Source organism: Vibrio sp. SBT000027, assembly GCF_963894355.1.
GTDB lineage: Bacteria > Pseudomonadota > Gammaproteobacteria > Enterobacterales > Vibrionaceae > Vibrio > Vibrio splendidus.
In genome coordinates this window covers 114544-130348 of the sequence record NZ_CAWQGD010000003.1, presented here as the reverse complement: position 1 = coordinate 130348, position 15805 = coordinate 114544, and the positions used below count along the sequence as shown (strand labels likewise).

The following is a 15805-nucleotide window of genomic DNA, read 5'->3' as shown; positions in this document are numbered from 1 at the left end:
ATTTACATCTCATATCCACATCATGTGACATTGGTTTACTTCAGAGCCAGTCTAACGTTGCGCTTATGCCAACAACCTAAGCCATCTGGAAGAGTTTCATTAATCTGAACGTACTGGCTCGTCACTTTAGTAACTCGGCCGTTATTTAAGCCGATAAACTGGCCTTTTTTGACGTTTACCACGTTCCCTTTGGGTGTTTGCACTAACCCAAACACACTTGTTCCGCTTCCCATGACGCCTCTTAAACGAAGCTTACTCAACGGGTACTTTTCTAATTTCCCATTACGAGAACGCGCGCTAGGTTGCCAACAGTCCTTCTTAACTAAAGGCTGGTTTTGCACGATGGCTTCTTTAGGCAGTTCAAACGGAGGACGAAAGGCTCGGCGCTGATAAGTAGCGGCCAAAAACTCAGTCGCAGGAACCAATTGTTCCACCTCTTTTCTCGCTTTGGCCTCAACTTGCACTACAAAGTCTTCTAACGAATCTTCATTCGCTTTACAGCCAGTGAGCACAAGCAATAATAATGTTGAATAAAACACGCTATTGGGTTTCATCATTGACCTCCGATTTAAATTGGTAGGTATAAGCTCGAACCCTGAAGTGCAGCGTGCTACTTTCTTGACTGACTCGCTGCCAATTCACGTCATCAAAGCTGATGATGCGTGGCAGCTTAGCAATGGCCGCAGAGAAATCACCAATCTCGTGGTAGTCACCCGTCAGCTCGATGTTGAGCGGTAAACGATAGAGAAACTCTTTGTTCTGCTTCTGCCCCCAGTCAATTCGCGTAAATGTCAGCTTATTATCCAATCCAAGCTCGTTCACAGAGGCCAACATACTGGCGAGCTCTTTTTGAACGGGCAATTGCTCCAATAGATAGTCGTAACGGCTAGTTAGCTCATCCAACTGGCTCTGAAGCTTAGGTAAGGCCGCAACCTTATTGGCCTTTATTCTCAAGGTCGCTTTTAAGGTCTGCTCCTGTTGCTTCATCTGTTGCAGTTCATCGTCGAGCGGCAGCACATAAAGCCAAGTGCCAACACCTTGGATTAACACTATCAACACCAGAATCACGAGAAGCTGAGGCAACAATGGCCATTCGGTGATCTCATCAACATCGAGATCTTGCAAACTCATCCTGTTTTGCCAACTAATCTTATTTTGAAGGTTAGCCATGATGCGCCCCCTTCTCTTTTCTGCTCGCGGTTGTGTTTTCTAAAGACACAGGGCTAAACACAAAAGAGACCTTGAAGGTCTGAAACTCTTGATTGAAGCGCTTGCGGTTATGAACGATAGAGTGCATCTCGACCCCTTTCAGAGAATCTGAACGCTCGAGGTTGTCCAACATCGTAGCGAGACGAGCAGTACTGTCGCTAATGCCCGACATTTCAATCTCCTGACCATTCATCTTTATCTTGTCGACATACACACCTTCAGGAATAAGCTCCGGCATCAGGTTCATAAAGTCGGTGGTCTTGTTGCGACCAAGCTGCAACGATTCGACTACATCAAGCCTAGTCAAAATCGCTTTATGCTCCTGCTCTGCGACCTTTAATGACTGAATCTGTCGGTCGAGCTCGGCAATATATCGATTGAGGTAACTAAGACGTGCTTGCTGCTTGGCTTGTTGGTCGTAAAAATAGTGACCAACCGCCCATTGCCCTGCAAGCGCGATGATGACACCAAGAATGATCAGATGGATAAAGCGCTTCTTATGCTGAGCGCGAATCTCATCACGCCACGGCAGCAGGTTAATTTGATGCAACATGCTTTTCTCCCTGCCACTTGAGTCCACTCATCGCCATACCCGCCGCAATACCGAAATGTTGCCAGTTCGTTGGTAACCGACGTCGCTTCGCCACCTTATTCTCAAATAGAGATAAAGGGTTCAGTGACTCGCAACTCAACTGAAAATGACGTTCTAGCTCTTCGGTTACCATAGGAATGCTGGCGCCCTCGCCCATCAGCCAGATCCCTGAGATAGGTTGCTGTGCATTTCCTGATGAATAGAGCTGTAATTGACGCTTGAGCTTCTCAATCAAATTAACAATAAATTGATGTATATCTTCAGTGGTGGCGAACACACTCTCGATATCACTTGCAGCACCATGGCTACGAAGATCTTTGGTACCAAAAGCGATATCTTTATAAAACGGTGCCAAACCTTGTGGAATAATGCCTAACGACGTTTGGTCGATTCCCACATCCACCAGCAGCCAATTTTTCTTTTCGGGGTACAGGCGCGATGCCATTTGCCAGATGTTAAGCAACCCATGCGCCTGCGTGTCTACCACCACAGGTTTAAAACCAGCTTTGGTCAAAGCATCCGCTCGGCTATCCACCACTTCTTTACGAGTGGCGTATACCTGATAACTGCTTGTCGAACCTTTACCAAATCGTTTGTCTTCCAGCTTTACAAAATCTAAACTCAGCTCCTCTATCGGAAAGGGAGATTGATGAGCAAAGGTTTGATAGATCGCAAACTCCTTTTCTCTGTCTTCTAACTCACTCTCTATTTGCAGTACTTTGCTGATCACCGTGTTATCAGGTACTGAAATGGCGACGTTGCAACAGCCAAAAGGCAGCCCTTTCCTAAGTTCTTTAAGTTTCTTAACAGTTTTCTGATACTCCAAAGTATGGTTAGCTGTAAAAATGTCGTCCGAAATCGGCAGCTCTTTGTATCCCACTAGGGCATACAACTCCCCCACGGGTTTTAGTACCACAGCTTTGATGCTGTGATGATTTATATCTATACCTGTAATTAATGATGAACCCATGTGACCTAGCTCCTGAAGTGCCAAGCATTTCGTTGATTATCTAGGGGTTGTGATTATTAGTTAAATAAGCGTTAATAAACGAAAGCTAAGTTTTTAGCCTAGAGTACAAGGGTTTGCTGCTTCTCAGCCTTAACTAATCAGGGATTATCCGGTGAAGTTCATAAAGCGATTATTCATATTTACATTGATTTGCATGATTCTTGGAGTCAGTACAATTTTTGGGTTTTATTATTACGTAAAACCAGAGTTGCCTGATGTTGCCACTTTGCGTGATGTGAAGCTCCAAACGCCAATGCAAGTCTTCAGTCAAGACGGTAAGTTGATCTCTCAATTTGGCGAAAAGCGTCGTAACCCAGTGACTTATGACGAGATCCCTCGCCACTTAGTTGAAGCTCTGATTGCCACCGAAGATAGCCGTTTTTACGAACACCCAGGTATTGACCCAATCGGTATCACCCGTGCAGCGCTCGTCGTTGCAATGTCGGGTTCAGCCAAACAAGGGGCGAGTACCATTACTCAGCAGCTTGCGCGTAACTTCTTCTTATCTAATGAGAAAAAGATAATGCGTAAGATCAAAGAGATCTTCATTGCGATCCATATCGAGCAACTGCTTAGCAAAGAAGAGATCATGGAGCTTTATGTAAATAAGATCTTCCTTGGTCACCGCTCGTACGGTTTTGGCGCGGCAGCGCGTGTTTATTTCGGTAAAGATCTCCCTGAGCTTACCCTGAGTGAAATTGCTACGCTGGCGGGTATGCCAAAAGCACCGTCCACGATGAACCCTATCTATTCGATTGAGCGCGCGACTCACCGTCGTAACGTGGTATTACGTCGTATGTTAGACGAGAAATACATCACTCAAGCAGAGTTCGATGAAGCTCGTAGCGAGACATTGATATCGAAATATCACGGTGCAGAGATTGAACTGAGCGCGCCGTATGTTGCTGAAGTAGCACGTGCGTGGATGGTTGAACGCTATGGCGAAGCCGCTTACACATCAGGTATGAAGGTTTACACGACCGTTGATTCGAAACTGCAAAAAGCAGCGAACCAAGCGGCGATTAAGAACCTACTTGGCTACGATGAGCGTCACGGCTACCGTGGTGCAGAAAAAGTATTGTGGCAGACGGCTCAATCAGCTTGGGATCAGGAACAAATCGTTAAACACCTTAAGTCTCAACCAACCTATGGTGACTTAGTCCCTGCGGTTGTTACCGCGGTTGATTCGAAAAGCGCTCAAGTTTGGGTTAAGAACCAAGGCGAAGGCACTATCGAGTGGCAAGGTATGAACTGGGCGCGTAAATTCCTAACGGATAATCGCCAAGGACCAGCCCCTTCTCAAGCGAAAGAGATTCTTGCTGTTGGTGAGCAAGTTTGGGTTCGCCATGAAGCAATTACAGGAGACGAAGTATCTGAAGAACCGACAGAAGAGTCAGCAGAGGCGAAGTCAGAAACACCTGTTGAATGGCGACTAAGCCAAGTACCCAATGCGAACACTGCTTTTGTTGCAATGAACCCGAACAACGGCGCAGTATTGTCGATGGTGGGTGGCTTTAACTTTGTTCACAACAAATTCAACCGTGCGACGCAATCTATCCGTCAGGTGGGTTCTGGTATCAAACCATTTATCTACTCAGCGGCGATTGATAAAGGCCTAACGTTAGCATCACTGATCAACGATGCGCCTATCAATCAATGGGATAAGAGCCAAGGTACCGCATGGCGACCAAAGAACTCACCACCGACCTACGTGGGTCCTACGCGTTTACGTATTGGCTTAGCTCAATCTAAAAACGTAATGGCTGTGCGTGTGCTGCGTGAAGTTGGCTTAGATGATACTCGTAACTACCTAACTCGTTTTGGTTTTGATATTGACGAAGTACCTCGCTCTGAAACCATTGCTCTAGGTGCGGGTAGCTTAACGCCAATGAAGGTAGCTCAAGGTTACTCAGTATTCGCTAATGGCGGCTACTACGTTGAACCTTTCTACATCAGCCGCATTGAAACGCCATTTGGTGAGACTGAATTCGAAGCGACACCAAAAGTGGTTTGTAAGGACAATTGCGATCATAAGGTTGCCACAGACCCAATGGCCGATGAGTTTGCAGAGCAAGATGTGGATGCCAAAGTGCAATACGCGCCTCAAGTCATCTCTGAGCAGAACGCATTCCTTGTTCGCGAAATGATGTACAGCAACATCTGGGGCGGCGGTGACTGGAGTGCTGGCACAGGTTGGAATGGTACAGGTTGGCGAGCTCAGCCGTTGAAGCGTCGTGACATTGGCGGTAAAACCGGTACAACCAATGACTCGAAAGATACATGGTACAGCGGCTACGGCCCTGGCATGGTGGCAACGGTATGGGTTGGTTTTGATAACCACAACCGTAACCTAGGTCGAACTAAAGCGAACTCTAACCTTGGCAAGAGCCAGATTACCGGTGCCGAAGCGGGCGCTAAAACGGCAGAGCCTGCATGGGTTGATTTCATGGGTACGGCGTTAGCGGGCGTTCCTGCTGAGCGTAAAGAGATTCCGGAGAACATCGTTCGTGTTCGTATCGACCGTGAAACTGGCTTACTGACTAATAAGTTCGATAGCTCATCAATGTTCGAGTACTTCGAGAAAGGCACAGAGCCAACTGAGTACATCACTGAACGTTTCAATGATGACATCTACTCAACGTCATCAGGCGAAGCAGTAGAAGAGCTATTCTAGCTAGGGTTTGTTGAACTTAGTAAGATGAACCAACAAAAAAGGGTTGATATGAATTCATATCAACCCTTTTTTTATATCTACATCTGAACGAACTCCACTCTAAACTCGAGTGCTAAGCCGTTTTTTCCAATTGAGTTCGGATAGCCTCAGCCAGTTGTTCAAAACGCCCCTTTAGCGGAGAGCCCGGTCGGTAGGCAACAACAATGCGACGTGAAGGTGTTGGATTCACCGCTGGCACGTAACACACACCATCTTTTTGTTTTTCCTTTGGAACCGATAACTGAGGTAACAAGGTAATGCCCGCCCCTGCCGCTACCATGTTACGCAGCGTTTCTAAGCTGGTCGCTTTAAAGCGCTCATCATCTTTTGCACCCGCAGCAAAACAGAAGCCCAAGGCTTGGTCTCGTAAGCAGTGACCATCGCCCAGTGCAAGCACGGTTTGTCCATTTAATTGCAACATATCGACAGCGTCCTGCTGTGCCCATTCATGATCACACGGTACGGCAACGCTTAATGGTTCGTCATAGACATCAATCTCTTTGAACGCCGCCGTTTCATCTACCGCAGCCAGCACCAAGCAATCAAGCTTGCCATCTTCTAACTGGCTCACTAACTGATGTGTCTGCGCTTCGTGCAGATAAAGCTCAAGGTCTGGGAAACTCTCTTTTAGATAAGGAATGATCTTAGGCAAAATGTACGGGCCAACGGTCGGGATAAAACCAATGTGCATCGGCCCCGTCATCGCTTCACCGTGTCCACTTGCCATATCTTTAAACGTCTTTACCTCGTTGAGAATGCGCTTGGCTTGCTCAACAAGTTGTAAACCTGATTCTGTAAATATTACCTTCCTTGGGCTACGCTCGGTTAACTGAAGTCCAATTTCATCTTCCAGTTTGCGTATTTGACCGCTCAATGTCGGCTGACTTACAAAGCACGCTTCTGCTGCTTTTCGAAAATGTTTGTGCTCAGCGAGCGCCACCAAGTATTCAAAGTCACGAATGTTCATGCTCAGTCTCTTACCTCAGGTTTTAATAAGAACAAGGGTTTTAATAGAAACATTTAAAAGAAAAATGCTCTTGATAGAATTTACCTATCAAAACCATAACATCAAACGATTAGAGCTATCAAAGGATTTATCTAATAATGGGCTCAACGAAACGAAACAGAGCAAAGAAAAACGTTAAGCTCTGATAGAACAAAATTAAAATACTATTTAAGGAAATCAATATGTTTGCATCTAAAGAAGGTCAATCAATCCCTCAAGTAACATTCCCAACTCGCCAAGGTGATGCATGGGTTAACGTAACGACGGAAGAGCTATTCAAAGACAAGACAGTTATCGTATTCAGCCTACCAGGTGCGTTTACACCAACATGTTCTTCAAGCCACCTACCTCGTTACAACGAGCTGCACTCTGTATTCAAAGAAAACGGTGTTGATGACATCCTTTGTGTTTCTGTAAACGATACGTTCGTAATGAACGCATGGAAAGCAGACCAAGAAGCTGAAAAAATCACATTCATCCCAGATGGCAACGGCGACTTCACAGACGGCATGGGTATGCTAGTTGAGAAAAACGACATCGGCTTTGGCAAACGTTCATGGCGCTACAGCATGCTGGTTAAAAACGGCGTGGTAGAAAAAATGTTCATCGAAGAAGACGTACCAGGCGACCCGTTCAAGGTTTCTGATGCTGATACTATGCTTAACTACCTTGCTCCTGAACACAAAGAGCAAGAGTCAATCACAGTATTCACTAAGCCAGGCTGTCCTTTCTGTATGAAAGCAAAACAGAACCTAATCGACAAAGGTCTAAACTACGAAGAAGTGGTTCTAGGTAAAGACGCAACAACAGTAAGCTTACGTGCAATCTCTGGTCGCACTACCGTTCCTCAAGTATTCATCGGTGGCAAACACATCGGTGGTAGCGAAGAACTAGAAACTTTCTTAGGCTAATCACTTAGTCGCTAATAAACGCTTAGCAATTAAATAACCTAAGTAATTAAATAGCTTAGTAATACCCGCTAACCCACCCTCTTGTGGGTTAGCTATTCCAAACCACTCTTATCTGAGCTTTGGAAAAAGATACAGCTTCTGACTCGCCAACTTTTAACTAACCTATAGTTAGTAACAAGAAGCAGTGAGTAACAAAAAGCTGAATCACAAGCTAAACCTAATAAAACAGAATCACAAAACTGAACCGCAATCCTGACTCTCAACAAAATCACCAGAGTTGGAGGGGTTCGTTCACACTAAATTTAGCCATTGCGAGAAAATTATTATGAAACAAGTCAATGTAGATGTAGCAGTTATCGGGGGCGGTACGGCAGGTCTAGGTTCTTACCGCGCTGCAAAAGCACACACTGACAGTGTCGTGATGATTGAAGGCGGCCCTTACGGTACAACCTGTGCTCGTGTTGGTTGTATGCCATCTAAACTGCTTATTGCAGCTGCAGAAAGTGTACATCACATCGAGAAAGCTCCGGCTTTTGGCGTTCACCCACAAGGTGATATCGTGATTAACGGCCGTGAAGTGATGGACCGAGTGAAATTTGAACGTGACCGTTTTGTTGGTTTTGTTTTAGAAGGTGTTGATGAAATCCCAGAGCAAGACAAGATCTCTGGCTACGCAAAGTTCTTAGACGACAACACGCTACAAATCGATGACCACACGGTTGTCACCGCTAAGCGTATTGTTATCGCGACCGGCTCTCGCCCTGCATACCCTGCAGTTTGGAATGAACTTGGTGACCGCCTAATCATTAACGATGACGTGTTCAGCTGGGATGATTTACCAGAGTCGGTTGCGGTATTTGGCCCAGGCGTTATTGGCCTAGAGCTTGGTCAGTCACTGCATCGCTTAGGTGTGAAGACCAAACTGTTCGGTTTGGGTGGTCAAGTGGGTCCAGTAACCGACCCAGAGATCATGGCGTATGCAGATAAAGCCTTCAATGAAGAGTTCTACCTTGATGCTGATGTGAAAATTGAAAGCATGAAGCGCATTACCACAGAATCAGGTGAAGATCGCGTCGAAATCCAGTTCATCAATAAGCAAGGTGAACTAGAAACTAACATCGTTGAGTATGTGCTGGCAGCAACAGGCCGTCGTCCTAACACTGATAAGCTTGGCCTAGAGAATACCTCTCTAGAGCTTGATGAACGTGGTGTGCCAATCGCCGACCACTACACGCTACAAACATCGCTACCATCAGTCTTTATTGCTGGTGACGCAAGTAACCAACTGCCTCTGCTACATGAAGCAGCTGACCAAGCACGTATTGCGGGTGATAATGCAGGTCGCTTCCCTGAGATTCGCGCAGGCTTACGCCGCTCTAAAATCTCTGCGGTATTCTCTGACCCACAAATCGCGATGGTGGGTGAAACATACAAAGAGATCATAACCCGCTTAGGCACATGTGGTTGTTTCGCAACAGGTGAAGTGTCTTTCGAGAACCAAGGTCGTTCACGAGTGATGCTACGCAACAAAGGTATTCTGCACGTTTACGGCGAGCAAGGTACAGGCCGTTTCCTTGGTGCTGAGATGATGGGACCAAACGCAGAACATTTGGCTCACTTACTCGCATGGGCACACCAGAAAAAGATGACGGTTTCTGAAATGTTGGATATGCCATTTTACCACCCAGTAATTGAAGAAGGTGTACGAACAGCGCTACGTGACCTGAATGCGAAACTGCACCTTGGTCCAGAGATGGTGAAACACTGTCTAGATTGTGGCCCTGGTTGTTAATCTCAGGCTATCGTTAGCAATGAGCAAACGCTAGATACTAAAAAGGAAAGCCATTGGCTTTCCTTTTTGTTTTTGGCCACGAGCAAATTATAGATTCCTGATTACGCTCCTTCGTCGCTTTCGGGAATGACGGTGATTTTCAAAACCCACCTAAGCTGAAGCAGACCAAAGTGACGCATCAGTTAAACCAAAACTTAACCGTCATTCCAGAACCGAGGGACGAGGTATCTGGAATCTCTTGAAGCCATTGCTTGTCGCTAAAGGCTTAGCTATTACTTCTCAGCAGCAATCACAGAGATCTCAACAAGTAGTGCTTCACGAGCCATGTCGCCAGTCACACATGCGCGAGCTGGAGCGTGACCTTCTGGAACCCATGCATCCCAAACTGCATTCATTTCTTGGAAATCTTTCATGTCTTTCAAGTAAATCGTTGCTGACAGCATATGTTCTTTGTCGCTACCCGCTTGCTCAAGTAGGGCTTCCACTTTATCCAGCATCGTTTGTGTTTGCTCAGTGATGTCTTTTGTTGCATCAGCACACACTTGGCCACATAGGTAGATAGTGCCGTTGTGTTTAACAATACGGCTCATGCGTTGTTTGGTTTCTTGGCGCTCAATCATCGACTTTCTCTCTCTGTGTCACCGTGATCCAATATCTTGTGACGTGTTATTATCAAGGCAACAAGCATAACGCGAATCAAACCCAAGATGACATGCATTCATTGCAATAAAAGTGAAAAAATCCGTAACAAACTCGGCCGCTGCCAGCGCTGCATGAATCAGCTGATGGTGTTGTCGATTTTAAGTTGGGGAGCATGGTGGTTGTTTTTCAAAGAAGACCCAAAAACCATCAATGCCATCGCTTTGATGATGGCCGCTTTCGCATTCAGTGGCTTGCTGTCGTTACATGGGATAATGAAATTTGTCGTGCTGCCTTTAAGGAACAAAAAGCGCTAACAGAGAGACTTTGCTAAATAAGTGATAAAGACTAGATAAGCGATAAAGGCTAGATACCCAATAAAATGACCTGACTTAGCAAGCCATCATCATTTCCCAAACAGCAGATAGAAAAAAGCCCCAGAACCAATCGATTCTAGGGCTTTCTTAGAAAATTCTAAGAAAAAGCAGTGGTACTTTAATAGACCGGACTTTTCTTAATTTGTTCCCAAAAAAGATCAATTTTTTGATCTTTTTTTTAGGGACTATAAAATCAATGCTTTATGCAACATTAACCTTAGCGATGATCTGCTCTACCAAGTTCACTTCCAAGGCCACTTCATCACACGCGTGTTGACGAGGGCACTGATCACAATCTTTCAGCACCTTCTCTGGCAGCAGAGATTTTGATGTCGGTAAGAAGTCATGCTTCATAAAGAACTCTGGAGTACGAGTCAGCACAAACACCTTCTTAATGGCCATTTGTCGTGCTTTATCAACCAAGTGCTGCACAATCGCGGTACCCTGCCCTTGACCTTGCCACCCAGCCTCAACACCGAGCGAGCGAATTTCCGCTAAACCAGAATCATACACATAGAGTGAGGCACAACCGGTCACCTCACCATGATGTTCTGCAACAGCAAACGAGCCAATATCACGCACCAGTTCATTACGAGAACGAGGTAGGTTTTCACCCATGTTCGCCCAGTAGGCCACCATGCCTTCCAACGCTTCAATATCCGTCAGACGAGCAGGACGAACCTTCACGATGGAAGTGTCACGCTGTGATAAACGCTTCTCAGCTTGGTCAACCGCGTAAGCCACTTGCTGTGGTGATACACCGCCTAGCGCGCTACGTTTTTCAAGACACGATTCAATGGTCAGGATGTCATACACATCCTCTTCAATTACCTCAGAGAACTCTTTCATCTCTGCGATGGTTAACTCTTCTAATGCACAGCCTTTAGCAATCGCCGCCACTACCGTCACACCAACAATATGGTGAGCTTCACGGAAAGGAATGCCTTTAGCTACTAGGTAATCAGCCAATTCAGTTGAGTTCGCGTAGCCTTGTTTCGCTGCTTCAAGTGTACGTTCGCCGTTCACTTTAATGCCGTCAAAACAAAGAGCAGCCATTTCCATACAATCATTCCAAGTGTCTAAAGCGTCGAACAGACCTTCTTTATCTTCTTGCATATCTTTGTTGTACGCCAAAGGCAGGGCTTTCACTGTCATCATCATTGCGGCTAATGAACCATAAACACGGCCAGTTTTGCCACGGATAAGTTCGAGCGCATCCGGGTTTTTCTTCTGTGGCATCAGAGATGAACCTGACGTCACGGTATCCGCTAACTCGATGAAGTTCGATTCACCTGAGTTGTAGAAAATCATATCTTCTGCAAGACGTGAAAGGTGAAGCATTGAAATAGAAGCGATCGACATCAGCTCCATCACATGATCACGGTCAGAAACTGAATCTAGAGAGTTGCGCGTTGCACGACGGAAACCTAAGTTGTGAGCTAACTCTTCACGGTCCATCGGGTAAGCAGTTCCTGCAAGGGCACCAGAACCCAGCGGACATGTATCTAGACGCTTAATCGCATCATTCAAACGCGAGTAATCACGCTCAAGCATTTCAACGTAAGCCAAGCACCAGTGAGCAAAAGTTACCGGCTGAGCACGTTGCAAGTGAGTGTAGCCAGGAAGCACGGTTTCTTGATGCTGAGAAGCAACATTCACCATTTGGCTTTGCAGACGGTCAAGCGCGAGTAGCAGTTGGTTGCCTTGTTGACGACACCATAGTTTAAGGTCGGTCGCTACTTGGTCATTACGAGAACGGCCAGTATGCAGTTTTTTGCCCAAATCACCGACTTTGCCGATAAGTTGCTGCTCAACCCAGCTGTGAATATCTTCTGCATCAGAACGTAAGATCTGTTCAGGATCTTCCATCACCTCGAGTTTTAGCTCGTTCAGTGCAAGCTCTAGTCTTTGCTGTTCTTCTTCTGTTAGAACATTGACCGATTGTAGAGCCTTTGACCAGGCAATAGAGCCCACAATGTCTTGCTCAGCCAATCGGTAATCAAAACGAAGAGAATCGTTAAAATCTTTGAACCGGGTGTCTGCTGCTTGGGTAAATCTACCGCCCCATAATGCCATTGTGTATCTCCTAATTGCACAGTGCTCACTGTTTTTTGCAAATGATAATTCTGATTAAGATTCAGTATTTTTCTGATGGTTTAAACTTACGGCAATTCAAAATGAAAATAAAGTATTAATTCATTATTTTCACATATTTATTCACCAGAAGTTCATTCCATTGATTATTTTCAGCGTGGAGCGCGAATTATATGCCATTCGACAGTAAAAACCGAAGCTGATTTATTAAACAAACAGAAAGCAAAAAGCCCACTCACTAATCAATAGTAAATGGGCTTTGCATAATAATGTCTGTTTACTGGCCTTCAACCTTTCGCTAAAGGCTAGCTCACTAACTCATTGTTCGGATTACTTTTGGCTATTCAGAGCACGGATACGGCTTGATAGCGAGTAAAGACGGATGAAACCTTCAGCGTGGCTTTGGTCGTAAACTTCATCTTCGCCAAAGGTTGCAAACTCTTCTGAGTACAGGCTGTTGTCAGAACGCTTCTGAGTCACCGTTGCATGGCCTTTGTAAAGTTTGATAACCACTTCACCATTCACGTCTTGTGCTAGCTCATCTGTTGCTGCAAGAATTGACTTACATAGCGGAGTGAACCAACGGCCATCGTATACAAGGTGAGAAGCTTTAACACCCAACTCTTCACGGAATTCAAATGCTGCTTTATCAAGAACCAGTTGCTCTACTGCACGTAGTGCTTCCATCATGATTGTGCCACCTGGAGTTTCGTAACAACCACGAGACTTCATACCAACAAGACGGTTCTCTACGATATCGATACGACCAACACCGTGTTTAGCACCCTTCTCGTTTAGGTAAACCAGAGCGTTGTATGGCGTCATTGTTTCGCCATCAACCGCAACCACTTCGCCTTTTTCAACTTTAAGCGTCACTGTTTCAGATTCGTTTGGCGCTTGCTCTGGGTCTACAGTCCAAGCCCAGCAATCTTCATCAGGTGCGTTCCATGTGTTTTCTAGAACACCACCTTCTGTAGAGATATGCCATGCGTTTGCATCACGCGAGTAAATCTTGGTAAGAGAAGCCGTACAAGGGATGTTACGCTCTGCGAGGTAATCTAGACACTCTTCACGACTTACTAGATCCCATTCACGCCAAGGTGCAATTACGTGTAGGTCTGGTGCTAGTGCAGCAAATGCACCTTCAAAACGAACTTGGTCATTACCCTTACCTGTACAACCGTGACATAGAGCGTCTGCACCTACTTTACGTGCAACTTCAACCTGAGCTTTCGCAATGATTGGACGAGCCATTGAAGTACCTAACAAGTATTTACCTTCGTAGTAAGCACCTGTTTTAAGCGTTGGGTAGATGTAATCTGCCACCATCTCTTCTTTAAGGTCAGCGATGTAACACTCAGACGCACCAGAAGCTTTTGCTTTCTCTTCGATTCCAATCAGCTCTTCATCGCCTTGGCCTACATCAGCAACAAATGCGATAACTTCGCAGTCATAGTTCTCTTTCAACCATGGGATGATTACTGATGTGTCTAGACCGCCAGAGTAGGCTACTACAACTTTCTTTACGTTAACTTTGCTCATTTTCTTTCTCCTAGTTTCCATACTGCACATGGCGGTCAGCGTTGGAAATCACTTTAATAATTATATGTTTAATCTGTTTATCTAAATTCTTTAGTAGTAACTCGTAGTGAGGTCTACTGAGGTAAAAACTGTGTTCCTATGCTCTTACCTGCAAAAAGTTGTGTCAGCTTGTCTGGGTATCGCCAGGTTGCAACTTCAATTGGTCGTCCTAGGTCATTAGCCGCTTCTAGTGCAGCTTGTACTTTCACGATCATGCCATCGGTAATCACTTTACCTTTAATAAGGTCATCGGCTTGTTGCTGATTAAGGCTTGGAATCAGGTGGCCTTTACCATCTAACACACCACTGACATCAGAAAGCAGTACCAGTTCAGCATCAAGCGCGCCAGCTACAGCAACTGCAGCTTGGTCTGCATTAACGTTCATCAGTTGGCCTTGCTCAGTCAAACCAATCGAGCTAATGATTGGCAGTGCACCAGCATTAAGAATCGCTTGCAGGACGGTTGAGTCGCCCGGCTCAGCTTTACCTACTGCACCCAATTCAGGGTTTAGTTCGCTGACTTTACATAGACCACCATCTGCTAGGCTCAAACCAACGGCATTGATGCCGTCTTTAATCGCCTGACCTTGAAGCAATTTGTTGGCCGTGCCCGCTAGCGCACCAGCGATCAAAGGAATCTGATCATAAGGAGTAACACGTAGCCCTTCTTTCTTAACGGTTTCAAGGTTCAACTTATTCATCAAATCATCAACAAGGTAACCACCGCCGTGAACAATCACGATTGGTCGCTGTGCCTGCTGTTGGTAAGCTGAAATCGCACCAAATAACTTGCTAAGTGTTTCACCACAAGATAGCGCAGCGCCACCTAACTTCATGATTAATGGTTGATTATTAAGGCTCATATCTAGATTTCCTTACACTAACGCAGTTAATGGTGCAAAACCATAACGTAAATTTAAACACTGCATCGCTTGACTAGATGCACCCTTTAATAAGTTATCAATCGCTGAAACAACGATGATGTGCTGACCTTGTACCTTCCAGCCTAAATCGCAGAAAGGTGTTTGTTCTACATCTTGAATTCTTGGTAATGTCTCTTCGAGTAATCTCACAGCTGGTTTACCTTGATAAGCTTGCTCGAAGGCCTCTTGTATCTGTTGTTCTGTCACACCGTCAGCCAGTTTCATGGTAATGGTCGCTAAAATGCCACGCTTAAAGTTGCCTAGGTGCGGGGTGAAAATCACATCACATCCTAGATGTGCAGCCATTTCAGGTTGATGACGGTGGTTGAATACACCATAAGCTTGCAGGCTTACTTCGCAGAAGCTGTTGACCATACTCGCCTTGCGGCCTGCTCCAGTGACACCACTGGTCGCGTTAATCACCGGCCATTGATTCTCATCCAGTAGCTTCGCTTCAACCAAAGGCTTAATCGCCAGCTGTGATGCCGTTGGGTAACAACCCGCGACGGCGACAAGTTGAGCCTCTTTGATTTCTTGTTCGTTCCATTCAGCTAAACCGTAAGCCGCTTTGTCTAGCCATTGTTCGTGTTGATGTTCAAAACCGTAAAACTCTTGATAGAAGTTTTCGCCTTTAACTCTGAATGCACCCGATAGGTCGAACACTTGGCAATCGTTCTCAAGGAAGATTGGCGCTAGGTCGTGACTTACCTCGTGTGCAGTGGCTAAGAAAATCACATCAGACTGTTTAGCCACTTCTTCCGGATTTGTTAAAGGTTGCACTGGCATATCAATCAGGCCAGCTAACTTACCGTGCAGTGCCGCGATAGGTTTGCCCGCGTCTACACTATTGGCTGAGACATATAAACCTGATAGCGTGAGCTCAGGGTGTCTGTTTATCATTAGAGCCAGTTCTGCTCCTGTGTAGCCGCTTGCGCCAATGATCGTGGTTTTCAACATCT

At 45.6% G+C, this 15805-nt stretch carries 15 protein-coding genes; 5 read left to right on the top strand and 10 right to left on the bottom strand.

Annotation, left to right across the window (positions count from 1 at the left end):
* Positions 1 to 35 precede the first annotated feature (35 nt).
* From AACU28_RS09075 to pilM, 4 genes are read right to left on the bottom strand one after another with little or no spacing between them, the layout of a single operon-like run.
* Entirely contained in the window at positions 36 to 557 is a 522-nt protein-coding gene (locus AACU28_RS09075) for a pilus assembly protein PilP (protein WP_017085981.1), read from the bottom strand.
* Entirely contained in the window at positions 541 to 1170 is a 630-nt protein-coding gene (locus AACU28_RS09070) for a type IV pilus inner membrane component PilO (RefSeq protein ID WP_004729667.1), read from the bottom strand. The genes AACU28_RS09075 and AACU28_RS09070 overlap by 17 nt, the downstream gene beginning before the upstream one ends.
* Positions 1163 to 1762: a PilN domain-containing protein gene (locus AACU28_RS09065; RefSeq protein ID WP_121602823.1), complete on the bottom strand. Its 600-nt coding sequence runs from the start codon at positions 1760 to 1762 to the stop codon at positions 1163 to 1165. The genes AACU28_RS09070 and AACU28_RS09065 overlap by 8 nt, the downstream gene beginning before the upstream one ends.
* Entirely contained in the window at positions 1746 to 2771 is a 1026-nt protein-coding gene (gene pilM, locus AACU28_RS09060) for a type IV pilus assembly protein PilM (RefSeq protein ID WP_121602822.1), read from the bottom strand. The genes AACU28_RS09065 and pilM overlap by 17 nt, the downstream gene beginning before the upstream one ends.
* 151 nt (positions 2772 to 2922) lie before the next feature.
* Between pilM and AACU28_RS09055 the strand changes: the two genes are divergently transcribed.
* Positions 2923 to 5484, top strand: a complete 2562-nt coding sequence (locus tag AACU28_RS09055) for a penicillin-binding protein 1A (RefSeq protein ID WP_019350879.1) — start codon at positions 2923 to 2925, stop codon at positions 5482 to 5484.
* 112 nt (positions 5485 to 5596) lie between these two features.
* On the opposite strand, the gene oxyR is transcribed toward AACU28_RS09055, so the two are convergent.
* Entirely contained in the window at positions 5597 to 6490 is an 894-nt protein-coding gene (gene oxyR, locus AACU28_RS09050) for a DNA-binding transcriptional regulator OxyR (RefSeq protein WP_017080198.1), read from the bottom strand.
* Here oxyR and AACU28_RS09045 point away from each other — a divergent pair.
* The 3 genes from AACU28_RS09045 (at position 6489) to AACU28_RS09035 (ending at position 9232) form a co-directional block, all read left to right on the top strand.
* On the top strand, positions 6489 to 6668 hold the full coding sequence (locus AACU28_RS09045; RefSeq protein WP_017080197.1) for a hypothetical protein: 180 nt from the start codon (positions 6489 to 6491) through the stop codon (positions 6666 to 6668). The two genes, oxyR and AACU28_RS09045, sit on opposite strands and share 2 nt — an antisense overlap.
* Before the next feature lie 43 nt (positions 6669 to 6711).
* A complete protein-coding gene (locus AACU28_RS09040; RefSeq protein ID WP_004729672.1) occupies positions 6712 to 7440 on the top strand; it encodes a glutathione peroxidase in 729 nt (242 codons plus the stop codon).
* Between the two features lie 325 nt (positions 7441 to 7765).
* Complete coding sequence (locus AACU28_RS09035) at positions 7766 to 9232, top strand: dihydrolipoyl dehydrogenase (RefSeq protein WP_017088972.1); 1467 nt, start codon at positions 7766 to 7768, stop codon at positions 9230 to 9232.
* Positions 9233 to 9504: 272 nt separating this feature from the next.
* Here the strand turns inward: AACU28_RS09035 and AACU28_RS09030 are convergent, their stop codons facing one another.
* The gene (locus AACU28_RS09030; RefSeq protein ID WP_004729674.1) at positions 9505 to 9852 is read right to left on the bottom strand and encodes a RidA family protein; all 348 of its coding nucleotides are present in this window, start codon (positions 9850 to 9852) and stop codon (positions 9505 to 9507) included.
* A gap of 87 nt (positions 9853 to 9939) precedes the next feature.
* Here AACU28_RS09030 and AACU28_RS09025 point away from each other — a divergent pair, with 87 nt between their 5' ends.
* Positions 9940 to 10188, top strand: coding sequence for a DUF3624 domain-containing protein (locus AACU28_RS09025; protein ID WP_026012359.1), 249 nt, complete (start codon positions 9940 to 9942; stop codon positions 10186 to 10188).
* Positions 10189 to 10449: 261 nt separating this feature from the next.
* On the opposite strand, the gene argH is transcribed toward AACU28_RS09025, so the two are convergent.
* The 4 genes from argH to argC all read right to left on the bottom strand — a co-directional run bounded on the left by argH (position 10450) and on the right by argC (position 15803).
* A complete protein-coding gene (gene argH / locus AACU28_RS09020) occupies positions 10450 to 12324 on the bottom strand; it encodes an argininosuccinate lyase (protein WP_004729676.1) in 1875 nt (624 codons plus the stop codon).
* Between the two features lie 348 nt (positions 12325 to 12672).
* Positions 12673 to 13884 (bottom strand): argininosuccinate synthase, encoded by a 1212-nt coding sequence (locus AACU28_RS09015; RefSeq protein ID WP_009848894.1) that lies wholly within the window; start codon positions 13882 to 13884, stop codon positions 12673 to 12675.
* 113 nt (positions 13885 to 13997) lie between these two features.
* Positions 13998 to 14786: an acetylglutamate kinase gene (gene argB / locus AACU28_RS09010; RefSeq protein ID WP_121602821.1), complete on the bottom strand. Its 789-nt coding sequence runs from the start codon at positions 14784 to 14786 to the stop codon at positions 13998 to 14000.
* A gap of 12 nt (positions 14787 to 14798) precedes the next feature.
* Positions 14799 to 15803, bottom strand: a complete 1005-nt coding sequence (gene argC, locus AACU28_RS09005) for an N-acetyl-gamma-glutamyl-phosphate reductase (protein WP_017077605.1) — start codon at positions 15801 to 15803, stop codon at positions 14799 to 14801.
* Positions 15804 to 15805: the final 2 nt, after the last annotated feature.